At 46.6% G+C, this 12627-nt stretch carries 9 protein-coding genes; 8 read left to right on the top strand and 1 reads right to left on the bottom strand.

The genetic code is table 11. The annotated features are described in order from the left end of the window. Positions 1 to 402: 402 nt before the first annotated feature. From B5E64_RS12825 to B5E64_RS12810, 4 genes are all read left to right on the top strand, one after another. Positions 403 to 1176 carry a GNAT family N-acetyltransferase gene (locus tag B5E64_RS12825; protein WP_343284068.1) on the top strand — a complete coding sequence of 258 codons (774 nt, stop codon included), beginning with the start codon at positions 403 to 405 and terminating at the stop codon, positions 1174 to 1176. A 62-nt stretch (positions 1177 to 1238) separates the two neighbouring features. Continuing rightward, positions 1239 to 1559: a hypothetical protein gene (locus tag B5E64_RS12820; RefSeq protein ID WP_087168862.1), complete on the top strand. Its 321-nt coding sequence runs from the start codon at positions 1239 to 1241 to the stop codon at positions 1557 to 1559. A gap of 212 nt (positions 1560 to 1771) precedes the next feature. Beyond that, entirely contained in the window at positions 1772 to 2311 is a 540-nt protein-coding gene (locus tag B5E64_RS12815; RefSeq protein WP_087168861.1) for a helix-turn-helix domain-containing protein, read from the top strand. A 5-nt stretch (positions 2312 to 2316) separates the two neighbouring features. After that, positions 2317 to 3135 carry a hypothetical protein gene (locus tag B5E64_RS12810; RefSeq protein ID WP_087168860.1) on the top strand — a complete coding sequence of 273 codons (819 nt, stop codon included), beginning with the start codon at positions 2317 to 2319 and terminating at the stop codon, positions 3133 to 3135. 338 nt (positions 3136 to 3473) lie between these two features. Here B5E64_RS12810 and B5E64_RS12805 read toward each other — a convergent pair whose 3' ends face one another. Then, a complete protein-coding gene (locus tag B5E64_RS12805; protein ID WP_087168859.1) occupies positions 3474 to 5228 on the bottom strand; it encodes an ABC transporter ATP-binding protein in 1755 nt (584 codons plus the stop codon). A 232-nt stretch (positions 5229 to 5460) separates the two neighbouring features. On the opposite strand from B5E64_RS12805, the gene B5E64_RS12800 reads away from it, so the two are divergent. From B5E64_RS12800 to B5E64_RS12785, 4 genes are all read left to right on the top strand, one after another. Further along, a complete protein-coding gene (locus B5E64_RS12800) occupies positions 5461 to 6159 on the top strand; it encodes a response regulator transcription factor (RefSeq protein ID WP_087168858.1) in 699 nt (232 codons plus the stop codon). 23 nt (positions 6160 to 6182) lie between these two features. Next, the gene (locus B5E64_RS12795) at positions 6183 to 8855 is read left to right on the top strand and encodes a HAMP domain-containing sensor histidine kinase (protein ID WP_087168857.1); all 2673 of its coding nucleotides are present in this window, start codon (positions 6183 to 6185) and stop codon (positions 8853 to 8855) included. A gap of 104 nt (positions 8856 to 8959) precedes the next feature. Then, positions 8960 to 9994: an SAM-dependent methyltransferase gene (locus B5E64_RS12790; protein WP_330677459.1), complete on the top strand. Its 1035-nt coding sequence runs from the start codon at positions 8960 to 8962 to the stop codon at positions 9992 to 9994. A gap of 117 nt (positions 9995 to 10111) precedes the next feature. Next, the gene (locus B5E64_RS12785) at positions 10112 to 12622 is read left to right on the top strand and encodes a hypothetical protein (protein WP_087168856.1); all 2511 of its coding nucleotides are present in this window, start codon (positions 10112 to 10114) and stop codon (positions 12620 to 12622) included. The last annotated feature ends 5 nt before the right edge of the window (positions 12623 to 12627 follow it).

Raw genomic sequence — 12627 nt, 5'->3', positions numbered from 1 at the left:
ACAGTTGGGTTTTCAAAGCTATCAACATAATAACAGCAGTCAAATCTGTGTCCACAATATAGGATTAAATCTCAAAATACGTACAAAAAGGATTTTACCCGTGTCCTCTTTATAGGGCTCATTTTAGGTAGTTTTACCGGATGAATACGGTTATGAGAAAATTTTTTGAAAATACAGCGGTAGTTTTAAACGGTCTGGTACGGTTAAAAGTGTGTATTCAGAATAAGATAACCGTATTCAAATCGGAAGAAATACCTCTGAAATAGAGCAATCGCTATTTTTAACCGTATTTTGATTCAAATCCGTACGGTTAAGACAGAGCATTTATAAAAAAGAACCGTAATTGCTGCAGGTAGCTTCAGTTGCAATGAAAATAACTTGATAAAAAGAGAGGAAAAAGCGATGATGACAAATAAGGAGATCCTTAGGATTGCCATAGAACAGTCTGCCGTTGACGCAAACTGTCAGCCGGAGGATTTTATGAAAACGGAACCGGTTATTGTAACATCCAGGAAGAATCCGGATGCACGCAGATATCTGAAACTGCCGCTTGCGTGCAACCTGATTTCTTATGGAAACAATATTGTGGCATCCATTGATAGAAGATATGAGGAAATTGTCCGGAATTATATTCAGAAATATCCGGTGGAGCACTGTTTTGAGACACCGAATCTGTATGTGCTGAATGAAGCATTTGCAGAGCACGATCTGATGGTGTGCTTTATGGCAGAGTATTTTCTGCCGGATGTGAATGCTCTCACAAGGGGAGACTGCCGATATGAGATGCGGCTGCTGGAAAACAGCGATTTTCACGAGCTTTATCGGCCGGAGTGGCAAAATGCGCTTTCTGAGGGCAGAAAAGAGCTGGATGTGCTTGGGGTCGGAGCGTATGACAATGGCGGCCGCCTGATCGGACTGGCAGCGTGCTCTGCGGACTGCGACAGTATGTGGCAGATCGGAATTGACGTACTGCCACAATACCGCCGTCAGGGAATTGCGTCGGCACTGACCGGCACTCTTGCACTGGAAATACTGGAACGTGGGAAAGTGCCGTTTTACTGTTGCGCATGGTCTAATATCCGGTCTGCCAGAAATGCGATACGAAGCGGTTTCAGGCCGGCGTGGGCCGAGCTGACTGTGAAACCAAAAGAGCTTGTAGAACGGATGAATCGATAATATTCCTGAAGTCCAATTAAATCATGGCCAGGCTGTAGATTTTTTATCGAAACAGATGTATAATGAAAAAAAGGAAAGAAGGGATGAATATGAAGCGGTTTGCAATGTTATCCGAGCGTTTGCAGGAGTCCATATCATTTGGATATTTTATGGCAGTCTGGCTGATGAGTGCTGTCGTCCTGATGTTGCTGAACTATCTGACGGTGAACAGCAGAATTCTTGAATTTCTGATTAAGTCCACCTGGGGTGTCTTTTTATTCCTTGTTCCGGTATGTCCGCAGAATCTGGTATTCCGTTACGGAAGAGAAAACTGCCGTTTGTTTATCCGTGTTCTGGCTGTGATGATGATCGGGCTTTATGGGATAGCATTCTTTAGCGTATAAAAGAAACAATTTTCAGATATCCATAAAATGAAAAAATGCCGTTGCTGTGTGATGCACAGTGACGGCAGTTTTGTTTAACAGGAAACTCAAACACTACTAAAATTTAGTAGTTATTTTAAAATATATTTCTTGATTTTAGGGATAAAAGAGATATACTTATATCAAAGGACGACATTTAAACGACATATAAAAGGAAAATCCGGAGGTGTGATATGGAATTTGCCATACAGAAGACAGTATCCGCAGAAGAAGTAAAGGTGATACGGCAGAGACTGCATTTGAAGCAAAAAGAACTGGCAGATCTGATGAATGTATCGGTTAAGACAGTGGAACATTGGGAAAGCAGCCGGGGGACGGTAAAGGGTGCGGCGGCTGCCCTGCTGGGAATTCTCTGGGACAGGATGTGGCTGGCAGAAGAACTGGAAATACCGGAAAAAACATTTCCACTTCGTCTCAGATACATGTATCATGACCGCCTTTGCACAGTGATTGATGTGGAGGAACGACAGAAAAGAATAAAAATAAAAAATTTTGTGCAGGATCCGGTTTTCTGTGCGTTTGGAAGAAATGAAAATCCGGACTACAAAGATTATGAGGAATTTTTAGAATCCCGCTGTTTCCCCAGGACACGGGATAAAATGAAAATCATGCTGGAAGAGCTGAATCTTCCATTTTATGATCCGTTCCTGATTGTTCAGAAAACAGAAGGGCGGATGGCAGAGGATGATTTTTGGATTCAGATTGAGGAGTAAAGATCATGGTTAGACTGTTAGAAAAAGATTTGAGAAATTCCCCGATACAATCATCCAAGGGAAATCAGTTGAAATGGGAAGAGGATGGTACTTGGTATAAAGCGGACCATATCGGATATGAAGGACTGGCGGAATATATGGTTTCATCTCTTCTGAAGTATTCTGATATGGATGAAAATGAGTATATTATGTATCAGACAGAAAAGATTGAATATAAAAGCAGCACCTACTGCGGATGCAAAAGCAGAAATTTCCTGCCGAAAGGATATCAGCTGATCACATTGGAGAGGCTGTTTGGAAGTTTTTATGGAGGAAGCTTGTATCGAAATATATTCAAGATACAGGGAGTCAAAGAACGAGCACTTTTCCTGACAGAACAGGTGGAAAAGATGACTGGCTTAAAGGAATTCGGAAGATATCTGTGCAGAATGTTGACAGTAGATGCGCTGTTTCTGAATGAAGACAGGCATATGCATAATATCGCGGTACTATATGATCCGGCCGGAGTCTATCATTATTGTCCGATCTTTGATCATGGATCGGCCCTGTTGTCTGATCTGACAGTAGATTATCCAATTGGAGAAGATATTGTGGAGCTGATTCCGAAGGCACAGGCAAAAACAATAAGCTCAAGCTTTGAGGAACAGCTGGATGCAGTAGAAGAACTATATGGACAAACGGTATCCTTTTCGTTTGATGACCGTGTGATCACACGGCTTCTGGATGAAGAATCCTATTATCCGGAGGAGATCAAAAAAAGAGTACGAAACATTCTTCTGCAGCAACGGAGGAAATATGAGTATTTATTCAAGGAGTATGATTAGTAGATATAGTGTATTTCAAAACCCATAAACAGCGAAAACCCGTCAGTCTTTCAACTGACGGGTTTCGCTGTTTATAAGTTATCTAAAGGAATGAGAGTAAAGTGGCACTTGGAGGTATCTCTCCGAAGTGCTTACTTTATGAGGGGGGAGATAGTGATTTGTTTATCAACTATCTGAGTCCTAGTATAACCAGAAAATGTGTCTAAAATGTGTTGATTTTATAAAAGAAATGCAAAAATTATTAAGAAAAACAGAAGCCGGGGTACTGGAAAAGTCCCGGCTTCTGCAGTTTCGTGCGCCGGGAGGCGCACATTTTTAAGGGATTTACCCTGTATGTTTTACATCATTTCTTCGGTTTCCAGACCTTCAAACTGCATCTTGTAATAGTGTGCGTAGATGCCGTTTCGTTTCAGAAGATTCTGGTGGGAACCGCGTTCAGCGATACCGTTTTCCGTGATGACGATAATCTCGTCGGCGTTCCGGATCGTGGAGAGCCGGTGTGCGATTGTGATGGTGGTACGGTTCTTGGCCAGAGCCTCAAGACTCTTCTGAATATGGCGTTCGCTTTCGTTGTCCAGTGCGCTGGTCGCCTCGTCGAGGATCAGGATCGGCGGATTCTTCAGGAAGACACGCGCGATGGAGATCCGCTGCTTCTGTCCGCCGGAGAGCCTTGTTCCACGTTCGCCCACATAGGTGTCATAGCCATCAGGCAGAGACATGACGAAGTCATGGATATTGGCGCGTTTGGCAGCGTCCACGATTTCATCCATGGAAGCGCCCGGTTTTCCGTAAGCAATGTTTTCCTTAATGGTTCCGCAGAACAGATAGACATCCTGCTGGACAATTCCGATATTATTCCGAAGGGATTTTAATGTCAGCCCTCGGACATCTTTGCCGTCGATGGTGATGCGTCCGCCTGTGACATCATAAAAGCGCGGCAGCAGGTTGCAGATTGTCGTCTTTCCGCCGCCGGACGGGCCTACCAGTGCGATGGAGCGGCCGGCCGGGATCTGGAAGGACACATTCTGGAGAACCGGTGTATCATCGTCATCATAACAGAAAGATACATCCTCGTAGGAGACAAGGCCTTTCACATCGGTCAGGTCTTTTGCGTCCGGCTTGTCCTGAATGGACGGCTCTGTATCCATGACATCGAGGAAACGCCGGAATCCGGAGAATCCCTTCTGAATCATCTCTGCCAGCTCCACAAGGATCTGGATCGGACTGATGAAGATTCCGATATACAGCGCGTACATGGCAAGATCCGCCGGATCCATCTGTCCGTGTGCGATGAGATATCCGCCGAATACCAGTGTGACAAGATACATCATGCCCTGGAAGAACAGATTCCATCCCATGAACCCGCCCATGCAGTTATAGTTGGCGTCCTTGGAAAGCAGGAATGCATGGTTGCTCTTTGAGAATTTTTTCTTTTCAATTTCTTCGTTTGCAAAGGACTGCACAACACGGATTCCGCCGAGGGTATCCTGCAGGCTTGCATTGACATCACCGATCTTGCGGCGGTTCTCCATAAAGGTTTCCTGCATACGTTTGTTCTGCTTCATGGAGAAGAAGAACATGATCACAACGATGACTGCCAGAGGAATGGCGAGCCGCCAGTTGATCAGGAATAAAAAGATAAAGGAACCGATGATCTTGATCAGTGAAATGAACAGGTTTTCCGGTCCGTGGTGGGCGAACTCGGCAATATCAAACAGGTCGGATACGAGTTTGCTCATCATCTGGCCGGAATTGTGGCTGTTATAATAGGAAAAAGAAAGCGTCTCGTAGTGCTCAAACAGCTGCTGGCGCATATCCCGTTCCATATTGGCACCCATCATATGTCCCTGGTAGCTGACGTAGTACTTGCAGAGACTCTGGATGGTGTACATGACGAAAAGTCCGATACCGATCGGCAGAAGCATCTTCAGGATGGTGCTGCTGTCTCTGGTGAACAGAGAGTTTGTAGCGGTCCTTAGAATCTGCGGGTAGACAAGATCGATCAGACTGATGACAGCCGCGCAGAGCAGATCCAGAAAAAAGACCGTCCGGTAAGGTTTATAATAGTGAATAAAACGTTTTAGTGTATCCATAGACTAACCTCTCTTCCATTTTAAAATTTCCCCTCCTAATAATTTACCATACTTGACTGGACCCTGCAATGAATAAAAACGGACATATTCATCAACAATTAAGAATTTATGCTTTGGCTCTTAAAAAATTTCTGGTATTCTAATAAGTAGAAAAAAGAGCGGGGATTCTGCGTGCGAAAACAAGGGGGGAGGCCCGCTTTCTATTTCAGGAATATTAGAGAGGTGAGAGACGATGTATACCGTTTTAGTATGTGATGATGATAAGGAAATTGTAGAAGCGATTGAGATTTATCTGTCTCAGGAAGGATACCGGATACTGAAAGCGTATGACGGGGAGCAGGCACTGAAAGTTCTGAATGAGGAGAAAGTGGATCTGCTTGTGATCGATGTGATGATGCCAAGGCTTGACGGGATCCGGGCGACGCTGAAGATCCGGGAGAAGATGAGTCTTCCGATTATCATTCTTTCAGCGAAATCAGAGGACTCAGACAAGATTCTCGGGCTGAATATCGGAGCCGACGACTATGTGACAAAGCCGTTCAATCCGCTGGAGCTTGTGGCGAGAGTCAAGTCACAGCTCCGCAGATATACGAAGCTTGGCAGCACGGTCGGCGCCGGAGATCAGGAAGAGATCTACACGGTGGGAGGTCTTACCATCAACGATGATCTCAAGGAAGTGACGGTGGACGGCGAGGTTGTGAAGCTGACGCCGACGGAGTACGATATTCTCCTCCTGCTTGTAAAGAATCAGGGCAAGGTCTTTTCCATCGACCAGATCTATGAAAACATCTGGAACGAAGAGGCGATCGGGGCGGATAATACCGTGGCGGTTCATATCAGGCATATCCGTGAGAAGATTGAGATCAATCCGAAAGACCCGCGCTATCTGAAGGTCGTATGGGGAGTCGGATATAAAATTGAAAAGCTTTAGGAAGGAGCAGATAGAAAAACGATATGAATAAATGGTTTTATTCTGCAACATGTAAGGGACTGCTCCTGATTCTGGCGCACCTGTGCATTGTCGTAAGTGTGGTGAGCTTTGTCTGGGTCGGGACCTCGGCAGGACTTCGTTATCTGATTCCGTTTGAAAAGGTGCAGAGCCATTATGAATCAACTGCCCAGTTTGAGAACAGGATGAAGACAATGTCCCGGGAAGTCCTGGATCAGCTGGATACCAAAGCAAAGTTCGAGACAAACGGAAGCTACAATCCCGATAAGCTGATTGATGTGGTACGTTATGATAATGGAAGCCTGGACCAGGACGGGACAAATCATTCCGGCATCGCCTACCGGCTGAAAGACCTGGAGCAGTGGAGCCGGGGATATCAGAATGCGGCGGCGGATCAGGAAAGCTGGGACCAGTTCCTGCATGACTATGTGACAACCGTGATTGTGTGCCTGAAAGAGGACGGAAGCTACCACTATTATTATGGGGATGATTTCCGGAACAAAATGTCCGCAGGAGAGCTTGTCTTTGCGTCAAATGGTGAATTTGTTTCCAATGAGGAGAAGCTTTCGGCACTTCTGGAAGATGATTACAATACGGCAGGCTATGGAGAAGTGCTGGATCAGAACGGGCAGAAACTTTATGCGGACTGCTGGAATCTGGGGCTGGGCGAAGAAGTTTTAAAGGAACCGTATTCTCTGGATGGAGCTGCAAATCTGGTGGAGCTTGCAAATACAGATGAGCGGTGGAATGGAAAGCTTGCAGATGCATATCATGCCCTGTCCAACACACTGGCGGCGATTTCAGGTGATATTCAAAACTATAAAGAAGCGCCGGGAGGATGGGAAGAAGGAAATACCAATTACAGTTACATTTATGTAGACTATGACGAGAACGAGATTTATTCCAACCGGCAGGAATTCCAGGATATTAAAGAGATTGATCATTATCAGGAGAAGATCAAGCAGGCAGGTGCATACGTTATTGTGACACCGAAGCTTGCCGGGTTTGAGTCAACGTTTGAGAATCCGGCGCAGAGCGCGCAGGAGTGGAAATCGGATATTGTGGAATCCCACCGGATCATCGGACGTAATACCAATTATGTCTTTATGGCATCCGTTGATACGACCTACTCGGTTCCGGATGAGTTTGAGAGTGACAGAGAATATTATCAGGAGATTGTGCCGTATATCACGATTGCGTGTGAGGCGGCATGGGGAACGCTGATTCTTTTCTTTATCCTGCTTGTATGTCTGACTGTAATCTCCGGACACAGCAACCGTTCTGAGAACGGGGAGATTGCGCTGTCCGGATTCGACCGGTGGAAGACAGAGATGGCGTCGGCATTTGTAATCATATTCTGGATCATGAGCATGTATCTGATTTCCGAGTGGGGATCCCAGTACGTGATGGCATACGATTATTACTACTCTTCCGATATCTGGAGGGAAGACGGACTGCCGATCTACACTATGGTGATGGCGGGAACAATCGCTTTTGTAAGCTGTCTGTTCTTCTTCTGGTTCTACCTGAGCATGGTTCGGAGGATCAAGGCTCATACGCTCTGGAAGAACAGTATTATGAAAGCGGTCTGCGAGATTTTCAGACATGGATGGAGAAATAAGAAGACGACAACCAAAATCGTGGTGGCTTACATTGCTTTCCTTCTTGTAGAGCTGATTACGTGGGGAAATACTCCGCTGATGGTTATCGGCATTGTGGTCAATATTGGAGTGGGCGTATTTCTCGTGAGGTATGCTCTGGCAAGGCAGAAGATTAAAAAAGGGCTGCTTGAGATTGCGAAAGGAAATGTAAACTACAAGATTCCGTTGGATGATTTAAGAGGCGAAACGCTGGAAATCGCCCAGACAATCAACCGGCTGGGCGAGGGCCTGAACCGTGCACTGGAGAAAAGTGTCCGGGATGAGCGGCTCAAGACTGATCTGATCACGAACGTGTCGCATGATATCAAGACGCCGCTGACGTCCATTATCAATTACGTGGACATCTTAAAACGAGAAAATTTCCAGGATCCGAAAATTCAGAATTACCTCAACATTCTGGAGATGAAGGCCCAGAGACTGAAGACCCTGACAGAAGACGTGGTAGAGGCTTCAAAAGTCAGCAGCGGAAATATCAAGCTAGAATTTATGACGTTGAATCTGGTGGAACTGATCTATCAGGTGGAAGGAGAATACGAGGAGAAGTTTGAAGCGCGCAATATCAAAGTGATCCTCAATATGCCGGATGAACCGGTAACTGTCCGGGTGGATGGCAGAAGGATGTGGCGGGTATTTGCCAATATCTTTAACAATGCGGCAAAATACGCCATGGAAGGAAGCCGCGTCTATGCGGATCTGATGCTCCAGCCGGGGACGGCAAAGTTTATCCTGAAAAATGTTTCGGATCAGCAGCTGAATATTTCAGCCGATGAACTGACAGAGCGGTTTATCCGGGGAGACGTATCACGGAGCACAGAGGGAAGCGGACTTGGCCTTTCCATCGCGAAAAATCTGACGGAGCTTCAGGGAGGAACGTTTGAGCTTTATCTTGACGGCGATCTGTTTAAGGTAATCATTACTTTTCCACGGGTGAGACGGCTGATCAAGGAGCAGACGCCGAAAAAAGAAGACAAGAAAACGGAGCCGGAGACAAAACCGGAAGAAACAGATAAAAAATAAGGAAATCTTTAGATTCAGGAGAGGGTATTTCGATATCCTCTCCTTGCGTTTTGGCGGAATACGCATTACAATAATACAAGAAAAAAGTGGAAAGGAAGTTCCAAATGGAAGAACTGAGAGCATACCTGGAACAGGTATTTTGCATAGAGCTTCTGTCCGCGGTTCTGAGTAACCCAAGAGACAGAGAAAAAGCGTTCAAGGGCCGGATCCGTCCGGTGCTTAAAAAAGGAAATCTCGTATATCAGTTTGAGATTTTTAAAGGGAAACAGGTTTTTCATGAGAATCTGGAAGCGAAGGCAGCGGTGGACCGCGCCTGTGAGTGGATGGAGCATTTCCGCCAGATGCAGATTGACACAAAAAGCGAACGGGCATCGGTGCTGATCAGCAAGAAGGGGAAAGTGACCATCAACAGAAAAAAGGTAACACGCCCGGATCAGGGGAAACAGGATCTTTCCCACAACCGGGAGAAACAGTATATATTAAAGGAAGGAATGGATATTCCGTTCCTGCGTGATCTTGGAGTCATGACGCAGGAGGGAAAGATTGTCCGCTCCAGATTCGACAAATTCCGCCAGATCAACCGGTATCTGGAATTTATCGAGGATGTCCTTCCGAAGCTTCCGAAAGACCGGGAGATCACGATTCTGGATTTCGGATGCGGGAAGTCGTACCTGACCTTTGCCATGTATTATTTTCTGCATGAGATGAGAGGGTACGAGGTCCGCATGGTGGGACTGGATCTGAAGGAAGATGTGATCGAGCACTGCAACGCACTTGCAGAGAAATATGGCTACGACCATCTCCACTTCCTGACCGGAGACATTGCGCAGTATGAAGGAATGACGAAGGTCGATATGGTGGTGACGCTCCACGCCTGCGATACGGCAACAGACTATGCCCTTGCAAAGGCGGTTTCCTGGGGGGCGGACGTGATTCTTTCCGTGCCGTGCTGCCAGCATGAGCTGAACCGGCAGATTGAAAATGACATTTTAAGCCCGGTATTGTCCTACGGGCTTCTGAAAGAAAGAATGGCGGCTCTGGTCACAGACGGGCTCCGCGCCGAGTATCTGAAAAAAGAGGGGTATGATACTCAGATTCTGGAGTTCATCGACATGGAACACACGCCGAAAATATTCTGATCCGTGCAGTTAAAACAGGGAAGAAAGCGGAAAATCAGCACATAATAAAAGCGTGCGAGGAATTTCTTCATGTGAAACCGACAATAGGAAAGCTTTTATAAAAAAGGGGAGTTATTCATGAGAAAAAAAGCGATACATGCAGGTATTCTGGCCTGCGTATTCGTAGTGGCGATTATCATATTCAGCTATGCGGTGAACAGAAACCATGTGGATATGACGGCAGACATTGGAAATGCGTCGCTTCCGCAGGTTTCTTTTACCCATGATTCTTATACATTCAACACGCTTGCCGGATATACGAATGAGATGGAAATGGCGACCATGCGGGATCAGATCACACCGGTCATGGACGGCAAAATCAGCATGCAGGTGAAGGAAAACGACAAAACGGTCCGTTCCGCATCCTATGAGATCTATTCCATCGACGGCAGAAAAAAGCTGTATTCGGCCGATCTGGAGCTGAAAGAAAATGCGGCTCAGATCGAAATTCCGGAGAAGGTTCTGGAAGAGGGAGAGCGCTTCCTGAGAGTGACGATTTCCTTTGACGATGACGAACGGGCATATTATTACACACGGATTTCAGACGGATCCAACTGGAATATGAACCGCTGCATGGCCTATATCAAGAACTTTTTTGACAAAGAGAGGGACAAAGATGCGGCAGCAGAACTGCAGTCCGCGCTGGAGCCAAGCAGCGAGGGCGACAACACAACGTACCAGACTGTCACGATTCACTCGGATTTTGAGCATGTGACATGGGGAGACCTTGCGCCTGAGATCGTCGGGGATGTCCGGTGGGATATCAAGGAAGCCAACTCGATGTACATGTCTGTCCTTCTGACCTATCAGGTTGACTGTAAAGGGGAAGGAGAAAATGAGACAGACCGGTATAATGTCAAAGAGTTTTTCCGTGTCAGATATTCGGAAAATCAGCAGATGTATCTTCTGGACTATAACCGGACGATGAACCAGCTTTTCGACGGGGAAGAGAATGACATCGATGAGAATGGTGTTCTTCTCGGCGTGACAGATTCCGATGTGGATTATCTGATCAATCAGGAGGGAACAGTCGTCTCCTTTGTACAGGAGAGGGAGCTTTGGAACTACAATAAGGAAAATGACGAACTCTCCCGTGTATTCAGCTATGAGGACAGCGGCAGCCAGAATGCGCAGAATGGTTACGACCAGCACAGCGTACAGCTTGTATCCATGGACGAGGATGGAAGTACGACATTTACGGTGTCCGGCTATGTAAACAGGGGCACTCATGAAGGCGAGGTCGGCGTCAGCGTATATTATTACGATATCAATAAAAATTCCGTGGAGGAGAAGGTATTTATCCCAAGTACAAAGTCCTACCCGGTGCTGACAAATGATCCGGGCAAGCTTCTTTATTACAGCAATTCCAGCGGAAAGCTGTATGTGATGCAGGAAGGAACGCTGTATGAGGTAGATCTGGTCAATAATACGCGTACCACGCTTGTGACCAATCTGGAAACGGGGCAGTATGTAAGCTCCGGGGACGGCCATCTTCTGGCATACCAGAAGGACGGGGAGATCAATAATGCGACTCAGATAGAGGTGTTGAATCTTTCCACCGGAAAGGGATATCAGGTGGAGGCAGGTGCGGATGAAAGCATCCGGCCGCTCGGATTTATCCGGAATGACTTCGTGTTTGGAACTGCAAGGAGCGGCGACTCGGGCACGACAGCATCCGGCGAGACAGTGCTTCCGATGTACCGTCTGGAAATCCGCAACCAGAAAAACGAAACGGTCAAAGACTACCAGGCGGATAACATCTTTATTCTGGACGTCGTATTTGAAAACGATATGGCGACGTTGAAACGTGCCGTAAAAAGCGGAGATTTCTATACGTATACAAGCGAAGATTATATTACGAACAATGAAGAGAGGGAAGAGAGCAATATCACGATTGATTCCTATACAAGCGAGCTCAAAGGCCGTGAAATGCGGATTACCTACGAGGATGGAGTGGACGACAGTTCTCCGAAGATTCTAAAGCCGCAGCTTACGATCGCAAGGGAGCAGATGACGCTTTCCTTTGATTCACCGTCCCGGAAGGGAACCTACTATGTCTATGGATACGGTGAACTTCAGGGGATTTACCAGAATGCGGGATATGCGGTGCAGAGAGCATCCGAATTCAGCGGAGTAGCGGTGACCTCCAGACTGGCCAATGTATATGAAAGCGGCAACAGGCCGTCTGCGTATGAGATTTCGGATCTTGGGGATACTGCGGTCCGTGAGGGTGAGAGCACGTTGGAAGCATGTATGAGAATCATCCTTGCTTCAGCAGGAAATGAGATTGATTTCCAGAAGGATATGGAGGATGGAGAATCCATCATTGACTTCATAGGCAGCCAGGTTTCCGGGGAAGCGCTGGAACTTTCCGACTGCCGGACAGAAGACGTCCTTTATCTGATCGGACAGGGCACTCCGGTGGCGGCGCTGACAGGAAACGGCAATGCAGTACTTTTGACGGGATACAGTCGGACGAATGTTCAGTATCTCAATCTTTCCACACAGGAAGTGGACACGGTGACATTTGAAGAGATGGATCAGATGGTAAATGCAAGCGGGAATACGTTTGTGGGATATACACAATAGCACAA

Origin of the sequence: Drancourtella sp. An12 (assembly GCF_002160935.1) — a bacterium.
Taxonomy (GTDB): Bacteria; Bacillota; Clostridia; order Lachnospirales; family Lachnospiraceae; genus Sellimonas; species Sellimonas catena.
Note: the sequence above shows the minus strand (reverse complement) of the source record. Positions and strands in the feature narration are given on the sequence as shown.

What these genes read in the sequence shown, in the direction of transcription:
- B5E64_RS12825 (WP_343284068.1), top strand. Translation starts at nt 403, where the DNA reads ATGATGACAAATAAGGAGATCCTTAGGATTGCCATAGAACAGTCTGCC.
- B5E64_RS12820 (WP_087168862.1), top strand. Translation starts at nt 1,239, where the DNA reads ATGAAAAAAAGGAAAGAAGGGATGAATATGAAGCGGTTTGCAATGTTA.
- B5E64_RS12815 (WP_087168861.1), top strand. Translation starts at nt 1,772, where the DNA reads ATGGAATTTGCCATACAGAAGACAGTATCCGCAGAAGAAGTAAAGGTG.
- B5E64_RS12810 (WP_087168860.1), top strand. Translation starts at nt 2,317, where the DNA reads ATGGTTAGACTGTTAGAAAAAGATTTGAGAAATTCCCCGATACAATCA.
- B5E64_RS12805 (WP_087168859.1), bottom strand. Translation starts at nt 5,228, where the DNA reads ATGGATACACTAAAACGTTTTATTCACTATTATAAACCTTACCGGACG.
- B5E64_RS12800 (WP_087168858.1), top strand. Translation starts at nt 5,461, where the DNA reads ATGTATACCGTTTTAGTATGTGATGATGATAAGGAAATTGTAGAAGCG.
- B5E64_RS12795 (WP_087168857.1), top strand. Translation starts at nt 6,183, where the DNA reads ATGAATAAATGGTTTTATTCTGCAACATGTAAGGGACTGCTCCTGATT.
- B5E64_RS12790 (WP_330677459.1), top strand. Translation starts at nt 8,960, where the DNA reads ATGGAAGAACTGAGAGCATACCTGGAACAGGTATTTTGCATAGAGCTT.
- B5E64_RS12785 (WP_087168856.1), top strand. Translation starts at nt 10,112, where the DNA reads ATGAGAAAAAAAGCGATACATGCAGGTATTCTGGCCTGCGTATTCGTA.